The 17,443-nt window shown below is 68.0% G+C and carries 19 protein-coding genes; 12 read left to right on the top strand and 7 right to left on the bottom strand.

The features are described from left to right. Nucleotides 1–9 precede the first annotated feature (9 nt). Together G3T36_RS06755 and G3T36_RS06750 are read right to left on the bottom strand one after the other, a co-directional pair. Entirely contained in the window at nt 10–729 is a 720-nt protein-coding gene (locus tag G3T36_RS06755) for an HpcH/HpaI aldolase family protein (protein WP_163288767.1), read from the bottom strand. Next, entirely contained in the window at nt 729–1,436 is a 708-nt protein-coding gene (locus G3T36_RS06750; RefSeq protein WP_163288766.1) for an NAD(P)H-dependent oxidoreductase, read from the bottom strand. The genes G3T36_RS06755 and G3T36_RS06750 overlap by 1 nt, the downstream gene beginning before the upstream one ends. 47 nt (nt 1,437–1,483) lie before the next feature. Here G3T36_RS06750 and G3T36_RS06745 point away from each other — a divergent pair, with 47 nt between their 5' ends. Further along, nucleotides 1,484–2,176: a LysE family translocator gene (locus G3T36_RS06745; protein WP_163288765.1), complete on the top strand. Its 693-nt coding sequence runs from the start codon at nt 1,484–1,486 to the stop codon at nt 2,174–2,176. A gap of 655 nt (nt 2,177–2,831) precedes the next feature. On the opposite strand, the gene G3T36_RS06740 is transcribed toward G3T36_RS06745, so the two are convergent. Beyond that, nucleotides 2,832–3,365: a YbhB/YbcL family Raf kinase inhibitor-like protein gene (locus G3T36_RS06740; protein WP_163288764.1), complete on the bottom strand. Its 534-nt coding sequence runs from the start codon at nt 3,363–3,365 to the stop codon at nt 2,832–2,834. Between the two features lie 54 nt (nt 3,366–3,419). After that, a complete protein-coding gene (locus G3T36_RS06735) occupies nt 3,420–4,181 on the bottom strand; it encodes a polyprenol monophosphomannose synthase (protein ID WP_163288763.1) in 762 nt (253 codons plus the stop codon). Between the two features lie 139 nt (nt 4,182–4,320). Here G3T36_RS06735 and trhO point away from each other — a divergent pair, with 139 nt between their 5' ends. Further along, nucleotides 4,321–5,217 (top strand): oxygen-dependent tRNA uridine(34) hydroxylase TrhO, encoded by an 897-nt coding sequence (gene trhO / locus G3T36_RS06730; protein WP_163288762.1) that lies wholly within the window; start codon nt 4,321–4,323, stop codon nt 5,215–5,217. 82 nt (nt 5,218–5,299) lie between these two features. Then, nucleotides 5,300–6,880 carry a Na+/H+ antiporter gene (locus G3T36_RS06725; protein ID WP_240148258.1) on the top strand — a complete coding sequence of 527 codons (1,581 nt, stop codon included), beginning with the start codon at nt 5,300–5,302 and terminating at the stop codon, nt 6,878–6,880. Here G3T36_RS06725 and G3T36_RS06720 read toward each other — a convergent pair. Then, complete coding sequence (locus tag G3T36_RS06720) at nt 6,846–8,228, bottom strand: LssY C-terminal domain-containing protein (protein WP_163288760.1); 1,383 nt, start codon at nt 8,226–8,228, stop codon at nt 6,846–6,848. The genes G3T36_RS06725 and G3T36_RS06720 overlap by 35 nt on opposite strands. Before the next feature lie 175 nt (nt 8,229–8,403). Here G3T36_RS06720 and G3T36_RS06715 point away from each other — a divergent pair, with 175 nt between their 5' ends. The 3 genes from G3T36_RS06715 (at nt 8,404) to G3T36_RS06705 (ending at nt 11,306) form a co-directional block, all read left to right on the top strand. Continuing rightward, nucleotides 8,404–9,273, top strand: coding sequence for an ATP-binding cassette domain-containing protein (locus G3T36_RS06715; protein WP_240148257.1), 870 nt, complete (start codon nt 8,404–8,406; stop codon nt 9,271–9,273). Then, the gene (locus G3T36_RS06710) at nt 9,270–10,109 is read left to right on the top strand and encodes an ABC transporter permease (protein ID WP_338031489.1); all 840 of its coding nucleotides are present in this window, start codon (nt 9,270–9,272) and stop codon (nt 10,107–10,109) included. The genes G3T36_RS06715 and G3T36_RS06710 overlap by 4 nt, the downstream gene beginning before the upstream one ends. Nucleotides 10,110–10,283: 174 nt before the next feature. Continuing rightward, nucleotides 10,284–11,306, top strand: coding sequence for an MDR family oxidoreductase (locus G3T36_RS06705; RefSeq protein ID WP_163288758.1), 1,023 nt, complete (start codon nt 10,284–10,286; stop codon nt 11,304–11,306). Here G3T36_RS06705 and G3T36_RS06700 read toward each other — a convergent pair. Further along, on the bottom strand, nt 11,303–12,220 hold the full coding sequence (locus G3T36_RS06700) for an aminoglycoside phosphotransferase family protein (RefSeq protein WP_240148256.1): 918 nt from the start codon (nt 12,218–12,220) through the stop codon (nt 11,303–11,305). The two genes, G3T36_RS06705 and G3T36_RS06700, sit on opposite strands and share 4 nt — an antisense overlap. Nucleotides 12,221–12,293: 73 nt before the next feature. On the opposite strand from G3T36_RS06700, the gene G3T36_RS06695 reads away from it, so the two are divergent. Both G3T36_RS06695 and G3T36_RS06690 read left to right on the top strand, forming a co-directional pair. Beyond that, nucleotides 12,294–12,674 carry a DUF1304 domain-containing protein gene (locus G3T36_RS06695; protein ID WP_163288757.1) on the top strand — a complete coding sequence of 127 codons (381 nt, stop codon included), beginning with the start codon at nt 12,294–12,296 and terminating at the stop codon, nt 12,672–12,674. Between the two features lie 53 nt (nt 12,675–12,727). Continuing rightward, nucleotides 12,728–13,108 carry a DUF1304 domain-containing protein gene (locus tag G3T36_RS06690; RefSeq protein ID WP_163288756.1) on the top strand — a complete coding sequence of 127 codons (381 nt, stop codon included), beginning with the start codon at nt 12,728–12,730 and terminating at the stop codon, nt 13,106–13,108. 71 nt (nt 13,109–13,179) lie between these two features. On the opposite strand, the gene G3T36_RS06685 is transcribed toward G3T36_RS06690, so the two are convergent. Next, nucleotides 13,180–13,569 (bottom strand): hypothetical protein, encoded by a 390-nt coding sequence (locus G3T36_RS06685; RefSeq protein WP_163288755.1) that lies wholly within the window; start codon nt 13,567–13,569, stop codon nt 13,180–13,182. Between the two features lie 166 nt (nt 13,570–13,735). On the opposite strand from G3T36_RS06685, the gene G3T36_RS06680 reads away from it, so the two are divergent. The 4 genes from G3T36_RS06680 to G3T36_RS06665 all read left to right on the top strand — a co-directional run bounded on the left by G3T36_RS06680 (nt 13,736) and on the right by G3T36_RS06665 (nt 17,441). Further along, a complete protein-coding gene (locus tag G3T36_RS06680; protein WP_338031488.1) occupies nt 13,736–14,818 on the top strand; it encodes a sugar ABC transporter substrate-binding protein in 1,083 nt (360 codons plus the stop codon). A 173-nt stretch (nt 14,819–14,991) separates the two neighbouring features. Continuing rightward, a complete protein-coding gene (locus tag G3T36_RS06675; RefSeq protein ID WP_163288753.1) occupies nt 14,992–15,744 on the top strand; it encodes an ATP-binding cassette domain-containing protein in 753 nt (250 codons plus the stop codon). Continuing rightward, nucleotides 15,741–17,021 carry a sugar ABC transporter permease gene (locus G3T36_RS06670; protein WP_163288752.1) on the top strand — a complete coding sequence of 427 codons (1,281 nt, stop codon included), beginning with the start codon at nt 15,741–15,743 and terminating at the stop codon, nt 17,019–17,021. The genes G3T36_RS06675 and G3T36_RS06670 overlap by 4 nt, the downstream gene beginning before the upstream one ends. Before the next feature lie 183 nt (nt 17,022–17,204). Continuing rightward, nucleotides 17,205–17,441 carry a hypothetical protein gene (locus tag G3T36_RS06665; protein WP_163288751.1) on the top strand — a complete coding sequence of 79 codons (237 nt, stop codon included), beginning with the start codon at nt 17,205–17,207 and terminating at the stop codon, nt 17,439–17,441. Nucleotides 17,442–17,443: the final 2 nt, after the last annotated feature.

Here is a 17,443-nt window from a genome sequence, read left to right as displayed (position 1 = left end):
AACAGAAATCTACCGTGAATGGCCGGGCGGCAGAGGGGCCGCCGACGCCAGCATCGCGCTTGCCGCGCCGAGAGCCAGAAGCCCGGAGTCGGTGTCGACGGCCACCCAGTCGAATCCGTGTTCGCGCAGGTGCACGGCACGTTCGGGGGCGCCGGCGAACGCGCCCGCGACGATTCCGGCTTCGGAGCACGCGGCGACGACGCGGCGAAGGGGCGAGCGCTCGGACGTGTCGGCGATCAGTTCGTTCACCTCGAGACCGAGCGCGAGGCTGAGGTCGAACGGGCCGACGAAGATCATGTCGACGCCGGGGGTTGCCGCGATCCCGGCGACCTGCTCGAGCGCATCCGCCGTCTCGACCATGACCGCGCACATCGGGGGGCGTGCCAGGTCGATCTCGTAGCCGGCGAGCGGCCCCCAGCTGCGTGTGCCCCTCGGCGGATGGTGGGCGGCGGCCACCGCGGCGGCAGCCTCCTCGGGTGAACCCACGAGCGGCACGATCACGCCATCCGCCCCTGCGTCGAGGGCGCGGCCGATCATTGTCGGGTCGTTCGCCGCGACCCGCACCAGCACAGTCGCCCTGGGCTCGCGCCGCAGGCTCAGGATGTCGCGGATGCTGCGGTCGTCGTGATGCCCGTGCTGCGCGTCGATGCCGACCCAGTCGAAGCCGAGGCCCTCGAGAGCGGCGGTCAGGCGCACGCCGCCCAGCGACGCCCAGACCCCGGCGTGCATCAGCGGTACTCCGGGTTCGCGTCGTACCCGAACCGTTCGCCGTTGTCCCATTGCGCACGGAGGTTGCCGAACGCGGGGAACCCGCCGGCGTCCTTGAGGATCCTCGCCATGTGCAGCAGGTTCCAGGTCAGGAAGGTCGTGTTGCGGTTGGTGAAGTCGTTCTGCGGACCGCCCGAGCCCTCGTCGAGGTAGCTGGGCCCAGGCCCGATCTCGCCGATCCAGCCCGCGTCGGCCTGCGGCGGGATCACATAGCCGATGTGCTGAAGGCTGTACAGGAGGCTCATCGCCGAGTGCTTCACACCGTCTTCGTTGCCGGTGATCACCACTCCGGCGGTCTTGCCGTAGTAGACGTACTGGCCCTTGTCGTTGAACATGCCGCTCATGGCATACAGTCGTTCGATGATCTGCCGGGTCACCGATCCGTTGTCGCCGAGCCAGATCGGACCGCCCAGCACCAGGATGTCCGCAGCCTCCACTTTCGGCCACAGCTGCGGCCAGCCGTCGTGGTCCCAGCCGTGCGCGGTCATGTCGGGGTAGACGCCGGTCGCGAGGTCGTGGTCGATGGCGCGAACAGCCGTGACATGGACGCCCTGTTCGCGCATCAGGGCGATCGAACGGTCGAGGAGACCTTGGGTGTTGCTCACCTCCGGGCTGCGTTTCAGTGTGCAGTTGATGTAGATCGCCTTGAGATCGCTGTAGTCCGTCACACGTCGGATCGTACGCCGCCGTTCGCAGCCGGGTCTACGATGTCGGAATGGTTCCTGCGCCCTCGCTCCTCGCGTTCGCGCTCACCTCGCTGGCCCTCATCGTGATCCCCGGGCCGAGCGTGCTCTTCGTGATCGGCCGGTCGATCGCGCTCGGTCGCCTGGGCGGTCTGCTCAGTGTTCTCGGGAACGCGCTCGGGATGCTCCCCCTGATCGTCGCCGTCGCCGTCGGGGTCGGCGCGGTCGTGGCGCAGTCGCTCGTCCTCTTCTCGATCATCAAGTTCGCCGGCGCCGCGTACCTCGTCTACCTCGGGATCCAGGCGATCCGTCATCGGAGGCACACCGCGGTGACGCTGCGCGCTGGAGCTGAGGGGATTGCACCGCAATCCGGCGACGCCAGCGCCGAGGCAGCTGCGCTGCCGAGGAGAAAGTCCAGCGTTCGCATCCTCGCCGAAGGGTTCTTCGTCGGGCTGACCAACCCGAAGACGCTCGTCTTCTTCGTCGCCGTGCTGCCGCAGTTCGTCGACTACAGCGCCGGGTTCATCCCGCTGCAGATGTTCGAACTGGGGCTCGTCTTCTTCGTGCTCGCGCTCCTCAGCGACAGCACCTGGGCGCTCATCGCGGGGACGGCGCGGCATTGGTTCGCGCGCTCACCCCGGCGGGTGGAGCATCTGGGCACCGCCGGCGGCGTCATGATGATCGGCCTCGGCGGCGTGCTGGCCCTCACGGGCAACAAGCACTAGCGGCGTCCGAGCACGCTGGCGTCGCTCGATCGCGCTCGGGGCGTCCCAGCACACTCCTCAGCGCACTCGCTGCGTCCCAGCGCACTCGTACAACCACGTGCGCCGGGAACAAGCTAGTGCGGATGCGCGCGGTCGGTGCCGGTGCCGCCCGCGCACACTCTCTGAACGAGCGCACACGCTGCAACCTGTGCACAGGTTCAGAACCTGTGCGCAGACCTCCCGCGCGGCGCCCGCGCCGCCCAAAGTCGCGCGCCCGCACGGGCGCCCCTTCTTCAGGCCGCCCGTCGTGCCCCTAGCAGGCCTGGCGGCAAGCCACGTTCACCTCAGCGCACTCGTTGCGTCCCAGCGCACTAATACAAACGAGTGCGCTGGGAAGTAACAAGTGCGGATGCACGCGGTCGGCGACATCGCCGCCCGCCCGGCAAGCCACGCTCGCCTCAGCGCACTCGTTGCGTCCCAGCGCACTAATACAAACGAGTGCGCTTGGAAGTAACAAGTGCGGATGCACGCGGTCGGCGACATCGCCGCCCGCCCGACAAGCCACGCTCGCCTCAGCGCACTCGCTGCGTCCCAGCGCACTCGTACAACGACGTGCGCCGGGAAACAGCTAGTGCGGATGCGTGCGATGGACGCTCGCGCGGCTCGCGCGCCCGACTCAGATGTCGCCGGCGGTCGCGATCGGTACGAGCACGGCACGCGCCAGCGAGTGGAAGTGCGCGTTGAAGCCGAGGATCGCGGGCGTCGACCCGGGGTCGAGCTCCAGTCGCGCGATGTCCAGCGCGTGCACCACGGTGTTGTAGTGGTGCGTTCCGGTTCCCGGTGGCGGCCCCGCGCCGGTGTAGCTCTTGGCGCCCATCTCGTTCGAGAGCATGGCCGCGCCGACGGGCAGGTTCGCTCCCCCTTCCGCGCCGGCACCGGTCGGCAGCGACGTCACCGTGACCGGGATGTTGTAGACGGCCCAGTGCCAGAATCCCGAGCCGGTCGGCGCATCCGGGTCGTGGATGGTCACGGCGAAGCTCTTCGTCTCGGCGGGGAAGCCGCTCCAGGACAACTGGGGCGAGAGGTCGCCTCCGCCGTCGCCGGCTCCCCATTGCGCCCAGGCCAACGGGGTGTCGTCTGCAACGTCGTCGCTCGTCAGGGTGAACAGGGGCACCACGCCGAAGCGTGCGAATGGGTCTTCAACTGTCATGCCCGCAACGCTACGCCGGTGGGTTCGCCTTCGTCCACGATCCTTGCGGAGCTCCTACAGCTCGACGGGTTCCTCGATCGGCGCAGTCGGCTCCGGGCGCCGCCGGAACCGTCGCGGAAGCCCCATGATCCCCCAGCCGGTCACGCGGAGCATCGCCTCGACGACGATGCCGGTGGTCATCTTGGACGCACCGTGCTCACGCTCGACGAAGGTGATCGGAACCTCCACGATCCGCAGGCCCTCGTCGTATGCCCGTCGGAGCATATCGATCTGGAAGCAGTAGCCCTGGCTGGCGACGTCGGTGAACCGGATGCGCTCCAGCGCACGAGCCGTGAAGGCGCGGTACCCGCCGGTCGCATCCTTGACGGGCACACCGAGGGCGAGGCGCGAGTACGCGCTCCCGCCGCGTGAGAGCAGACGCCGGCTCGCCGGCCAGTTCTCCACACCGCCGCCGGGGACCCAGCGTGAGCCGAGCACGACATCCGCCGTTTCGACCGCCTCGAGCAGGCGGTGCAGTTCTTCGGGGCGGTGCGAGCCGTCCGCATCCATCTCGACGATGCGGTCGTAGCCTGCGGCCAGCGCCCACTGCATGCCCTCGCGGTAGGCCGCGCCCAGGCCTTCCTTGCCGGCTCGGTGGAGAACCCTGACATGGTCGTCTGCCGCGGCGAGCGCATCCGCGATCTCGCCTGTGCCGTCCGGTGACGAGTCGTCGACGACGAGAACGAAGACATCGGGGGTGGACGCCCGGACGCGCCCGACAATCGAGGCCACGTTCTCGCGCTCGTTGTAGGTGGGGATGATGATCAGCGTGCTCATGGCATCCCTCCCCCGTCGTTTCCCGCGTCGCGCCTGTGGCATTCTTCAACTATCCCATCGTGGCCGCCTGAGCATTCCCCCTTCTGTGCGAGAAGCGCCGCTGAGAGTGTTCTCAGCCGTGCGCGCCTACCATGGTGCGGTGCCCGTTCCGAAGATCCTGCTCTTTTACGTCTTCACGCCGCTCGCCGACCCCGACGCCGTGCGCCTGTGGCAGCGCGACCTCTGCGAGTCGCTCGGGCTCCGCGGGCGCATCCTGATCTCGAAGGATGGACTGAACGGCACCATCGGTGGTGAACTCAGCGCGGTCAAGCGGTACCTGCGCAAGACGAAGGACTACCCCGCATTCAAGAACCTCGACGTCAAGTGGAGCGAGGGCACCGGTCTCGACGACGAGGGGCGCAGCGTCGACTTCCCGAAGCTGGTGGTGAAGGTGCGCGACGAGATCGTCAGCTTCGGTGCTCCAGGCGAACTGACGGTCGGCGCCCACGGCGTCATCGGCGGTGGCACGAAACTGCAGCCGCACGAGGTCGACGCCCTGGTCGCCAGCCGCGACGACGTCGTCTTCTTCGACGGCCGCAACCGTTTCGAGGCGCAGATCGGGCGATTCCGGGATGCGGTGGTCCCCGACGTCTCCACGACCCGCGATTTCGTGGCCGAACTCGAGAGCGGCAAGTACGACCACTTGAAGGACAAGGCGGTCGTCACGTACTGCACCGGCGGGATCCGCTGCGAGGTGCTCTCCGGGCTGATGAAGTCGCGCGGCTTCGGCGAGGTGTACCAGCTCGACGGCGGCATCGTCCGCTACGGCGAGACGTTCGGCGACGACAGTCTGTGGGAGGGCTCGCTGTACGTCTTCGACAAGCGCGGTTCGCTCGATTTCAGCGACCACGCATCCGTTCTCGGCCACTGCGTCATGTGCGGGATGTCGACGAAGCGGATGCAGAACTGCGGCGACCTTTCGTGCCGCGAACAGCTCGTGGTGTGCGAATCGCACGCCGGCGAGGCGCGCTGCCCCGTGCATCCGGTCGCCGCCTGAGCTGATCGCTCTCGGCGGAACGCGACGCGCAATCCCGCGGAAGCAATAGCGTCCGGCGCGCGTTGCGGCCATCATGGGCAGCATGGATCCGGTCGCCACCATCGTCTGGATCGTGTCGTTCGTGCTGGTGACCGTCACGGTCACCGGGCTTTCACGCCGGGTCGGATGGTCGGCTCCGGTCGTGCTGGTCGCGGTCGGCGCGATCGTCTCCTACATTCCGGGTGTGCCGCAGGTGCAGATCCAGCCGGAGATCATCCTCTACGGCCTGCTCCCTCCGCTGCTGTTCGCCGCTGCCATCCAGACGTCGTTCGTCGACGTGCGAGCCCGCCGCGACGGTATCCTCCTGCTCTCCGTCGGTCTCGTGGTGTTCACGGTGATCGTCGTCGGCTTCGCCACCTGGCTGGTCGTCCCGACCCTCACCCTCGCGGCGGCCTTCGCGTTCGGGGCGGTGGTGGCACCCACGGACACCGTCGCAGTGACCGCGGTCGCGGGCCGCCTTCATCTGCCGAGACGTCTCGTCACCCTGCTCGAGGGCGAGAGCCTGCTCAACGACGCGACCGCTCTGGTCGCGCTGAATGCGACCATCGCCGCCATCGTGAGCGTGGTGAATCCGATCGCGATCGCGACCGATTTCGTGCTCGCCGTCGTGGTGGGCGTGGCTGTCGGGCTGCTCGTCGGCTATGTGCTGTCGACGATCCGCAAGCAGTTACGGGCGCCCGTCCTCGACACCTCGATCGGTCTGATCACGCCGTACCTCGCGTTCATCCCCGCGCAGTTCCTCCACGGGTCGGGCATCCTCGCTGTCGTCGTCGCGGGCCTGTATCTGGGCTACCGTTCGCCGACGATCCAGACGGCGGAGGCGCGGATCGCCGAGACGATCAACTGGCGCACGATCTCGTTCCTGCTCGAGAACGCGGTCTTCCTCTTCATCGGCCTCGAACTCGCGGGCATCGCCACCGGCGCGTTCAACTCGGGCATCACCATCGGGCGCACCATCGTGACGAGCATCGTCGTCCTGGTCGCGCTCTTCGTCGCGCGGTTCGTCTGGATGATTCTCACGACGGCGCTCTACCGGTACGGCCCTCAACGACTGCGGGAACGCGGCTGGAACTGGGCGACCGGCATCGCGGTGTCGTTCGCCGGCATCCGCGGCGTGGTCACGCTGGCCGCGGTGTTCCTGCTGCCTCCGGGAACACCCGATCGCGAGTTCCTCCAGTTCCTCGCCTTCATCGTCGTGGTCGGCACGCTTCTCGAGGGGCTCGCGCTCCCGTGGGTCATCCGTCGTCTGAAGCTGCCGCCACCCGACTTCCAGCAGGAGTCCGGTGAGATGCAGCGCCTGCTGGCCGAGGCGCAGACCGCGGGCCTCGCGAAGCTGGAGCAGGAGGTCACCGGCGACGAGGACCAGCGCGTGGTCGAGCGGCTGCGTATCAACGCGGTGTTCCTCGCCGACGCACTCGAGAACCCGACCCCGCCGGACGGTGAGGATGCGGCGATCGCCTACCAGCGGCTGCGGCGGTCGATGATCAAAGCCGAGCGCTCGGCCGTTCTCGAGGCCCGATCGGAGGGCCGGTACCAGGAGCTGGCGGTGCGTTCGGTGCTGGCGTTCCTCGACGCCGAGGAGTCCGCCCTCAAGTCGTCGGGGCCGAGGAAGCCGATGGCGTGACGCGCGCGCTCGCCGTCGCAGCCCGCGGCCGGCGCGCCCACGTCCGCGCCCGCTGACTCGACAGCGCGATCACGACGAGGATGTCGAGCGGCAGCCCCAGGATGTTGTTCTGCAGATTGAGCTGTGGCCCGCCGCTGAAGAAGACGATGGCCGTCGCGATGATCGCCAGGCTGCTGAGGCTCATCGCGAACACCCGTGCGCGATCGCTGCCGCGGAAGACGAGGATGGCCACCCACAGGTACAGCAGCAGCCAGAGCCCGACCACCACGAGGAAGATCGCGATGACCCAGGTGCCTGCCGCAGGCTGTTCCGGCGTGGGCGCGGATTGCGAGACCACGTCCGTCTGAAGGAAGCCGCGGACGTCGGCGAGGGTCAGCCCGATGTAGACGAAGCCTGCCACGACCCGCAGCAGCATCAGCAGGAACCCCAGGGTGGTGGGGATGGGCCGCGCCGCCTGTTCCGCTGCCCGGCTTGCCGCCACGTGCGCCGCGACGTCGATCGACTCCTGCCCGGGAACCACACTCCGCAGGTCGACCACGGGCAGGTCGCCGTCGGTCTCGATCGTGTCGCCGCCGCCGTTGCGCGCGTGGTAACCGCTCGAGAACTCGCGCAGGACGTCGACCGCGATGGGCGCATCCGCCGACCGGAGCGTTGCGACGATGTGGTCCCGTTCGACGTCGGTGTTCGCGTCGATCTTGTGGGTGATCTGCAGCGTGAAGAGGGAGAAGCCGACCGCCCGGTCGAAGGTGCCCGCCGCCAGCCATTCCACGCGGCGGCCGCCCGGGAGCAGCCAGCCGTCTGGCGTCGGCCAGAACCGCACATGATGGCGCTTGGCCGGGTTGCCCTCCACCTCCTGCTGGTAGGCGAGCTCCTGCTGGTGGCCGAACAGGAACAGAGGACTCACCGGGGCCTCGTCGTAACTGCGGCGCCCCAGCGTCGACGTGATGATCCGCCAGCTGCTGGCGAGGGTGATCTCGTCGGCGCGGATCCAGTTCGCGCGCCGCATCGCGGCATCCACCTGCGCCTCCGACCCGAGAAGCGCGAGGTTGATCGGGTCGCCGAGCAGGCCGTCGCTCGTACGGGTGCGGCCGATGAAGTAGTCGGGCACGTAGATGGAGGTCAGGATGCGGTGGAGCCGCGGCAGCACCAGGTACGCGAGCACCACCCAGAACAGCAGGAAGAAGAGGATGAGGAACCAGCCCCACCGGAAACTCTCGGTGAGCACGAGGACGGCGAGCCACACCGCCGAGATCCCGCCGAAGACGAAGAAGAGATTGTCCGCTACGACGTGTGATGACCCGGCACGCACGATCGGCGTCCTCGTCTTGCCCACCGTCGTCCGTGGCATGGCCTCATCGTATGCCCGCGAGTGCCGCTGAATCACGGTGGCCGGGCTGTACGCTGGCGGCGAGCGCCGCATTCTGGACCGACTGCATCCTGGACCGGCTGCATTTTGTACCGAACGTGCGCGCCAATCGAGGGGGGTTCCGTTGCCGACCGGTGTACCGATCGAGATTTCCGGGTTGACCAAACACTTCGGGCCGGTCGCGGCCGTCAGCGACCTGAGCTTCACGGTCGAGCCCGGACGGGTCACCGGCTTTCTGGGGCCGAACGGCGCGGGCAAGACCACGACGCTGCGGATGCTGCTGGGCCTGATCGCGCCGAACGCGGGCACCGCGACGTTCGGCGGAGTCCCGTACGCCCGTCTCGAGTCCCCGCTGACCTCGGTCGGCGCAGCGCTCGAAGCGTCGAGCTTCCACCCGGGCCGCAGCGCGCGCAACCACCTCCTCGTGTACGCGCAGGCCGCGCGGCTCCCGTCGGCCACGGTCGACGTCGCCCTGCACAAGGTCGGGCTCACGGACTATGCGGACCGCCGCGTCGGCGGCTACTCCCTCGGCATGCGCCAGCGCCTCGGCCTCGCGTTCGCCCTGCTCGGCGACCCGGGCGTGCTGGTGCTCGACGAGCCGGTCAACGGCCTCGACCCTGAAGGCATCAAATGGATCCGGCTCTTCCTGCGGGAGCTCGCCAACGAGGGCCGCACGATCCTGGTCAGTTCCCACCTGCTCTCCGAAGTGCAGCAGAGCGTGGACGAGGTCGTGATCATCGCGAAGGGCGAGCTCGTGCACCGCGGGACACTCGCCAGCCTCGACCCGGCCGGCGGACCGCAGACGATCGTCGAATCGCCCGACCGGCCGGCACTGGTCGGCGCTCTCCGCGCATCCGGTTTCACGGTGTCCGAACTGCGCAGCGGCGTGCTGGTGGAGAATGCCGAGCCGGCGCAGGTCGGACACGTGGCGTTCGTTGCCGGCATCGAACTGAGCTCCCTGCATCGCCATCGATCGGGTCTCGAAGAATCGTTCCTCACACTCGTCGGCGAAGGAGGCTCGCTGTGAACGCCTTCCTCGCCGGGGTGCGCTCGGAATTCACCAAGATCGGTACGACGCGCATGTGGTGGCTGCTGGCCATCGTGCTCTTCCTCTACATCGGGCTCATCTCCGGAGGGCTCGGCACGCTGTTCGGTCTGATCTCGACCGGCAAGATCACCCGGGGCACCGGAAATGCGGGGGCTGCGGCCGCGGCCTTCCACAACCTGGCACCTCTCGTGTACAGCTTCGCGACCTCCGTGGGTTACGTGTTCCCCGTGCTGCTCGGTGCGCTGGCGACCACCGGCGAGTACCGGCACCAGACGCTCACGCCGACCTTCCTCGCCAATCCACGACGCGGCCAGGTGCTGGGCGCCAAGGTCACCTCGACCTTCGTCGTCGGTGCGGTCTACGGGGTCGTCGCCCTGGTCGCCGCGGTCGGGGTCGGCGCCCTCGCGCTGGCCATCGTGGGTGTCGACACGGCACTCGGCGACTCGGCGACGTGGGCCCAGGTGGGGCGGTCGATCCTGGCGATGGCGCTGTGGGCGCTGATCGGGGTCGGGCTCGGCACCCTGGTGCCCAACCAGGTCGCGACGATCGTGATCGTGCTCGCGTTCACCCAGTTCGTCGAGCCGCTCCTGCGCCTCGCGACCTCGTTCTCGGAGGTCACGGCGAACATCGGCAAGTTCCTGCCCGGGGCCGCCAGCGATGCCCTCGTCGGCTCCAGCGTCTTCACGATCTCGTCGCCCGCGGCGGCGACAGCGGCGGCACTCGAATGGTGGCAGGGCGGCCTGGTGCTGGCCGCTTACGCCGCGCTGTTCGTGATTGCGGGCTATTTCGTGAGCTGGCGACGCGACATCAGCTGAGGCGCGCATCCGGCGCGTGCCCTCCATTTAGAGGCATCCCCGCCCGGTCGAGCTGGCGGGGATGTCCCGAAGTGGCTGACGCGCTGGAGCTGAAAGGATCGCACTGCGATCCCGCGACGCCAGCGCCGCGGCAGCTATGCTGCCGAGGGTCGAGCGTCCGCGTATCGTGAGGCCATGACTGAGTTCCGTGCCATCGTGATCGAACAGGAGACGGAGTCGGGCCGCATCCTTGCCCACACCGCCGAGGTGAGACGCCTGACCGACGCTCTGCTGATGCCGGGAGCCGTGACCATCGCGGTCGAATACTCGGGCCTCAACTTCAAGGACGGCCTCGCCATCGCAGGCAGGCCTGGGGTCGCCCGGATCTCGCCGCTGATCCCCGGCATCGACCTCGTCGGGACGGTCGAGCTGTCGGATGACCCCCGCTGGTCGCCCGGAGACCGGGTGGTGCTGAACGGCTCCGGCATCGGCGAGCGCCACCACGGTGGCCTCGCGGAGCGTGCGCGGGTGGACGGCGCCGCACTCGTGCGGGTTCCGGATGCGCTCACCAGCGAACAGGCGGCTGCGATCGGCACGGCCGGCTTCACGGCCATGCTCGCCGTGCTCGCTCTCGAACGGAACGGGGTGACGGCGGCGACAACGAAGGACGCCGGACTGAGCATCCTCGTCACCGGAGCCGCCGGAGGTGTCGGCTCCGTCGCCGTCGCGATCCTCGCGAAACTCGGGTACCCGGTCACCGCATCCACTGGCCGCCGCGTTGAGGAGTCCGCCTACCTCGAGCGCCTCGGTGCCTCCACGATCATCGACCGCGCCGAACTGAGCGACCCGGGCAAACCGCTGCAGAGCCAGCGCTGGAGCGGGGTCGTCGACGCCGTCGGAAGCCACACGCTCGCCAACGCGCTCGCCCAGACGGTGTACGGCGGAACGGTCGCCGCGTGCGGGCTCGCGCAGGGCAGCGACCTGCCCGCCACGGTCTTGCCGTTCATCCTGCGCGCCGTCACCCTGGTGGGCATCAATTCGGTGGATGCGCCCCTCGCCCAGCGCGAGGCGGCGTGGGCCAGGCTCGCCACCGACCTCGACCCCGCACTGCTCGCCGAGATGACGACGTCGATCCCCCTCGCCGACGCCGTGCCCATGTCGGCCGAGATCCTCGCAGGCCACGTCCGTGGCCGCACCCTCGTCGACGTGCGCGCCTAGGTTCTGCGCTCGGGAGTGATCTCCGGGGCGGCGAGGATGCGCGTGAGGGTGCTATGGCCGAGCGAAGCCATGCCCGGGTTCGAATCCCGGTAGTACCACGGGAGCCCCATCGCCTGCTGGAACGCCCAGGCGGCACCGCGCTGCCACTCGAGGTCGCCGCATCCCAGGTCTGATCGAAACACCCTGCGCGCGTCCGCGTCGAGCAGATGCCAGGCCGCGACCAGGTCGAGCGACGGGTCGGCCGGCGCGAAATCGCCCGCGTCGAGCACCCCGACCAGCTGCTCGCCGTCGACGAGGAGGTTGGCGGGGATCAGGTCGCGGTGGCTCATGACGTCATCGCCCGCCCGCGGCAGGGAGCGGAAGCCCGCCCACAGTTTCCGTAGCCGTGCGACCGGAAGCAGCCCTTCGCTCTCGCGGAAGCAGACCTCCATCCACTCGTCGGAGTCCCGCAGCCGTCCACCCCGGCCCGTTCCAGGGAAGGTGCGGCCTCCCGTATCGGCGCCGCGGAGCGCGCGCACGAGCGCGGCGAGGTCTCGAGCGAACTGCGAGGAGTCGGCGAGACCGCCGGGCGTGGCAGCGTCGCCGGCGAGCCACGTCTGCACCGACCACGGCAGCGGGTAGCCGTGGCCCGGCACGCCCACGGCCACGCGGATCGGCGTCGGGAACGGACAGCATGCGCCGAACTCCTGCATCGCCGCTGCCTCGCGCGAAAGGTCTGCAGTCACCTCCCGCGGGTCGGCCTGACGAAGTGGGAAGCGGGCCGTGAGCTCGGAGCCGATGCGATAGATGGCGTTGACCGTCCCGTCCGTCACGATCCGGCGGATCGGCTCCTCCCGCCACTGCGGGAACTGCTCGGCGACCAGCCGTGCGACGACCGCGTCGTCGAGGTGAAGCTCGTCGGCGTGCATGGCCATACGGGCGACCCTAGCCCAGCCGCTCGCGTCGAGCCGACCGGGGAGCGGACGGATGCGCCATTAGCATGAGCGCATGATCATCCTCGCGACCGTGTTCGTGACACTCGCCGCTGCGCTCCACGTCGCGATCTTCGTCATGGAGAGCATCAGCTGGACGCGCCCGTCGATCTGGAAACGCTTCGGCGTGGCCAGCCAGGAAGCGGCCGACACCACCAGACCGCTCGCCTACAACCAGGGGTTCTACAATCTGTTCCTCGCGGTCGGCGCGGTCCTCGGGCTCATCTTCTACGGGATCGGGATGCACGCGGCCGGCCTCGCCCTCATCCTGTTCACCACCGGATGCATGGTCGCCGCCGCCATCGTGCTAGTCACCACAGGCAGGGGCTACGTGCGCCCCGCACTCATCCAGGGTGTCCTTCCCCTGGTCGGCTTCGTCCTCATCCTCCTGAGCTGACGGCGGGCGGGCGGACTCGCTCCCCCAGCAACCCCCCAGCGTATGCTCGCACCATGGCCATCATCGGTTCGATCCTGATCTCGGCCGCTGTGCTCATTCACGTCGTCATCTTCGGCATGGAGAGCGTGATGTGGTCGTCGCCGAAAGTGTGGCGCCGGTTCGGGATCAGTTCGCAGCGCGACGCCGACGCAGTGCGGCCGATGGCCTACAACCAGGGTTTCTACAACCTGTTCCTCGCCGGCGGCGCCGCTGTCGGGCTCGTCCTCTACTGGACGACTCTGCGCGAGGTCGGATTCGGCCTCGTGTTCTTCTGTGCGACCTGCATGGTGCTCGCATCCGTCGTGCTTCTGACGACCGGGCGGATCTACGTGCGTGCTGCCCTCATCCAGGGCCTGCTCCCGCTCGCCGGGCTGGTGTTCTTCATCCTGGCGTGACCCCTCGGCAGCGCAGCTGCCTCGGCGCTGGCGTCGCGGGATCGCAGTGCGATCCTCCTAGCTCCAGCGCGCTATTCGATGCGTTCGCCGCCGGGCTCGCGGCTCGCATCGTCGACCACTCGGAGCGCCTCGATCAGCTTCGCCGCATGAGGCGTCGACACGATCACACGCGCGAAATCCTCGCCTTCGAGGTCGAGCACGACCGCCGCCCGCTGCTTGCCTTTGAGCAGCAGGAAATCCTTGCCGCCATGGAACTTCCACGTACCGGCGGCCAGCGTCAGCGGCACGGCGGCGCCAGGCGAACGGACCCCCCGGATCCAGATCCACGGGTCGTCGGTGATGGCCACCGAACGGATGCTGTCACGCGGAATCACCAGGTCGTCGCGTCGGAACGCGAGCACCTTCTCTGCCGGTGTGAGGCGGATCTCCAGGCGGTCGGGGTGAACGTGCAAATCGGCCATGGTCCTAGTCTGCCGGGTCGCGAACACTCGTCCGGCAGGGTTACCGAACCGTTACGCGCAAGTATGTTGCCAACGTCACCAATTTGGCCCAAACTTTAGAAGCCATCGCTCACAGCCGAGCGTGGCCATCGAGGAGTGTCCTCCTTCAAAGAAGAAAGGGAACGACGTGAAGAAATCTTCATGGATCCCCATCACGGTGGCCGCTGCCGCAACAGCACTGCTGTTGAGCGGTTGCAGCGGCTCCGGCGGCGGATCAGGCTCCACTTCAACCACAGCTCAGCGAGCTTGTGTCATCCTCCCCGACTCGGCGTCCTCGCCGCGCTGGGAGAACGGTGACCGCCCCGCCCTCGACAAGGCCTTCACCGACGCCGGCTTCACCGCCGACATCCAGAACGCCCAGGGTGACCCGAACAAGTACGCGACGATCGCCGACCAGCAGCTCACCAAGGGCTGCGGCGTGATGATCCTCGTCGACTACAACGGCGCAGCCGTGGCAGTGACCCAGAAGGCCCAGAAGCAGGGCATCCCGGTCATCGCCTACGACCGCCCCATCACCACCGGCTCGGCATCCGCCCCGTCGATGCTGGCCGACTACTACGTGTCGTTCGACAACACGAAGGTCGGCGCGCTCGAAGGCCAGTCCATCGTCGACGGCCTCAAGGCCGCAGGCAAGGACCCGAAGACGGCCAAGGTCGTCTATATGGGTGGAGACCCGACAGACGGTAACGCCAAGCTGTTCCATGACGGCGCCGTCGCGGTCATGAGCGCCGCGGGCATCAAGCCGGCTGCAGAGCCGACCGGTGTCTGGGACGGCCAGAAGTCGGCGACCAACTTCGAACAGGCTCTCACCAGCCTGGGCGGCAAGGTCGACGCAGTCTGGGTCGCCAACGACACCAACGCTGCCGGTGTCATCACCATTCTGGACAAGAACGGCCTGAAGGTCCCCGTCTCCGGACAGGACGCTTCGACCGCCGGCCTCCAGAACGTGTTGCTGGGCAAGCAGACCGCCACGGTGTACAAGCCGTTCAAGCTCGAGGCCGACGCGGCATCCACGCTCGCCATCTCGCTCCTGAAGGGCCAGAAGCCGCCGACGCAGCAGCAGCTGTACGGCAAGCCGTTCATCGCTGTCACCCCGATCCTGATCACACCTGACAAGGTGGAGCAGGTCGTGACCGCGGGCGACGCGAAGGCTTCGGACATCTGCACCGCAGAGGTCGCTGCAGCCTGCACGAAGTACGGCGTCAAATAACACCTAGGAAATGAGAGCCCGCTAGCGGACTGTCGATCCCACCGAAGGCTCCGCGTCAGGTTCAGAATGAACCCAGACGCGGAGCCTTCGTCCTTCGGCAGCAGCGCCGGCAGTGGCAGACTCTTCGTTGAGCACGCAATTGGGACACGGTCGCCCCGAGCAAAGGAACGCACATGGATTCACCCATCATCGAAATGACTGATGTGAAGAAGAGCTTCGGGCCGGTGAGCGTCCTCAAGGGCGTCTCGCTGAAGGTGTACCCGGGCAAGATCACCGCACTCGTCGGCGACAACGGCGCCGGCAAGTCCACCCTGATCAAAGGCCTCGCGGGCGTCCAGCCCTACGACGAAGGCGTCGTGAAGTTCGAAGGCGAGGTCGTCGGACTACACAACCCGCGCGAGGCCTCGCATCTCGGCATCGAGGTCGTGTACCAGGACCTTGCACTCTGCGACAACCTCGACATCGTCCAGAACATGTTCCTCGGCCGCGAGGAGACGGAACTCGGCACCTTCGACGAAGGCAAGATGGAGCGCGAGGCCTCGGAGACCCTCCGGTCGCTCTCCGTCCGAACCGTGAAGTCCGTTCGCCAGAAAGTCTCGTCACTCTCCGGTGGCCAGCGGCAGACGGTCGCGATCGCGCGCTCCGTGCTGAAATCGGCCAAGGTCGTCATCCTCGACGAGCCGACCGCGGCACTCGGCGTCGCGCAGACCGAACAGGTGCTCTCCCTCGTCAAACGACTCGCAGAGCGCGGCGTCGGCGTGCTCATGATCAGCCACAACCTCGTCGACGTCTTCCAGGTCGCCGACTTCATCAACGTGCTCTACCTCGGCCAGATGGTCGCAGAGGTCGAGACCTCCAAGACGAACAGCGACGATGTCGTCGGCTACATCACCGGAAGCAAGACCTACACGGGAGCGACAGTATGAGCGTCACAACGAAATCGGACACCCCGGTCCCGGAGACCCCGGCTCCGGATATGATCGGGAGCGGCCAGGACGGCACGCTTCGCGACCAGACGGTGGCCTACTTCCAGCGGGTGCGGAACGGCGACATGGGCGCGCTGCCCGCGATCGCCGGGTTCGTCGTGCTGAGCATCCTTTTCACCGCACTGAGCCCGTTCTTCCTGACCGAACGCAACTTCGCCAACCTGCTCACCCAGGCGGCCACCCTGGTCATGCTGGCCATGGCGCTCGTCTTCGTGATCCTCCTGGGTGAGATCGACCTGTCGGCCGGTGTCACCTCCGGTGTTGCGATGTCGCTCTTCGTGGTCCTGTCCGATCCGGGCGGACTCAACATGAACTGGATCCTGGCGGCGGTGGTAGCTCTGCTCTCCGGCCTCGTGATCGGTCTCTTCATCGGGTTCTTCGTGGCCAGGGTGGGGGTTCCATCGTTCGTCGTCACGTTGGGCTTGTTCCTCGGCCTGCAAGGCCTGCAGCTCATCATCATCGGGAACGGCGGCCTGTACCGCATCCAGCAGCCCGAGATCCTCGCGATCCAGAACAGCAACATGCCCCCGTGGGCGGGCTGGGTCATGCTCGTGGTCATCCTCGGCATCACCGCGGGCCAGGCGTTCATCGACCGCCGCCGCCGCGCGCGCGCCGGGGTGGCCAGCCGCACGATCATCCTGCTGTGGATCCGGCTCGGCGTCATCGCCGTCATCGGCGGAATCGTGATCGCCCTGCTGAACCAGAACCGTGGCACCGGGTTCCTGGCGGTGTCGGGTGTGCCCATCGTCGTGCCGATCGTCCTCGCGATCCTGTGGATCGGAACGTTCGTCCTCGACCGCACCCGGTTCGGCCGCTACCTGTACGCGGTCGGCGGTAACGCTGAGGCCGCCCGCCGTGCCGGTATCAAGGTGGTCGGTATCAAGTGGGCCGCATTCGCGATCTGTTCCACGCTGGCGGTGGTCTCCGGCTTCTTCAGCGCCAGCAAGGTCGGGTCGGTCGACGCCGCATTCGGTCGCGACATCGTCCTGAGCGGTGTGGCTGCAGCCGTCGTCGGTGGTGTGAGCCTCTTCGGTGGCCGCGGACGACTCCTGCACGCCGCGATCGGCGCGCTCGTCATCGCCGTCATCACCAACGGCCTCGGCCTGCTCAACCTCCCCGGCGGTGTGAACTTCCTCGTCACCGGTGGCGTGCTGATCCTCGCCGCAACGGTGGACGCGCTGTCGCGGAGGAGGTCCGGCGGGACCGTCGTGAGATAGCGGGCGCGTCCGCGCGCGAGCATCGTCTCGTCGCACTCCTTTGGCCCGAGCGCACGTGGTTGTACTAGTGCGCTCGGGCCGAATTAGTGCGCGGGCTCGTGCGCGGGGGCGGGCGTGGGCTCGTTCGCGCTGGCTCGTGCGCGGGGGTGGGCGCGACAGAATGGGGTGGACGAAAGGACATCCGTGGCACGCCACCTCACCTTCTCGGCGCGACTGCTCAGGCGCGACGCGACACCGCAGACCGTGGTCGTGCGCGGAACCTCCGACACTCCGCCGAAGACACTCCGCCGCGCGGCCGGCGGTGGCGGGCAACTCGCCTTCGACGTCTACGCGCTGGTGGATGCGGATGGCTGGCCACACGAGGCCACGTACACGTACGTCGAGACCGTCGAACGGGCATCCGCGAACCCCGACCTGTAGCA

The organism is Leifsonia tongyongensis (assembly GCF_010686705.1).
Classification (GTDB): Bacteria; Actinomycetota; Actinomycetes; order Actinomycetales; family Microbacteriaceae; genus Diaminobutyricibacter; species Diaminobutyricibacter tongyongensis.
This window is presented reverse-complemented; position numbering and strand designations above follow the sequence as displayed.

What these genes read in the sequence shown, in the direction of transcription:
- G3T36_RS06720 (WP_163288760.1), bottom strand. Translation starts at nt 8,228, where the DNA reads ATGCCACGGACGACGGTGGGCAAGACGAGGACGCCGATCGTGCGTGCC.
- G3T36_RS06705 (WP_163288758.1), top strand. Translation starts at nt 10,284, where the DNA reads ATGACTGAGTTCCGTGCCATCGTGATCGAACAGGAGACGGAGTCGGGC.
- G3T36_RS06685 (WP_163288755.1), bottom strand. Translation starts at nt 13,569, where the DNA reads ATGGCCGATTTGCACGTTCACCCCGACCGCCTGGAGATCCGCCTCACA.
- G3T36_RS06735 (WP_163288763.1), bottom strand. Translation starts at nt 4,181, where the DNA reads ATGAGCACGCTGATCATCATCCCCACCTACAACGAGCGCGAGAACGTG.
- G3T36_RS06675 (WP_163288753.1), top strand. Translation starts at nt 14,992, where the DNA reads ATGGATTCACCCATCATCGAAATGACTGATGTGAAGAAGAGCTTCGGG.
- G3T36_RS06755 (WP_163288767.1), bottom strand. Translation starts at nt 729, where the DNA reads ATGCACGCCGGGGTCTGGGCGTCGCTGGGCGGCGTGCGCCTGACCGCC.
- G3T36_RS06700 (WP_240148256.1), bottom strand. Translation starts at nt 12,220, where the DNA reads ATGGCCATGCACGCCGACGAGCTTCACCTCGACGACGCGGTCGTCGCA.
- G3T36_RS06690 (WP_163288756.1), top strand. Translation starts at nt 12,728, where the DNA reads ATGGCCATCATCGGTTCGATCCTGATCTCGGCCGCTGTGCTCATTCAC.
- G3T36_RS06725 (WP_240148258.1), top strand. Translation starts at nt 5,300, where the DNA reads ATGGATCCGGTCGCCACCATCGTCTGGATCGTGTCGTTCGTGCTGGTG.
- G3T36_RS06695 (WP_163288757.1), top strand. Translation starts at nt 12,294, where the DNA reads ATGATCATCCTCGCGACCGTGTTCGTGACACTCGCCGCTGCGCTCCAC.
- G3T36_RS06745 (WP_163288765.1), top strand. Translation starts at nt 1,484, where the DNA reads ATGGTTCCTGCGCCCTCGCTCCTCGCGTTCGCGCTCACCTCGCTGGCC.
- G3T36_RS06670 (WP_163288752.1), top strand. Translation starts at nt 15,741, where the DNA reads ATGAGCGTCACAACGAAATCGGACACCCCGGTCCCGGAGACCCCGGCT.
- G3T36_RS06740 (WP_163288764.1), bottom strand. Translation starts at nt 3,365, where the DNA reads ATGACAGTTGAAGACCCATTCGCACGCTTCGGCGTGGTGCCCCTGTTC.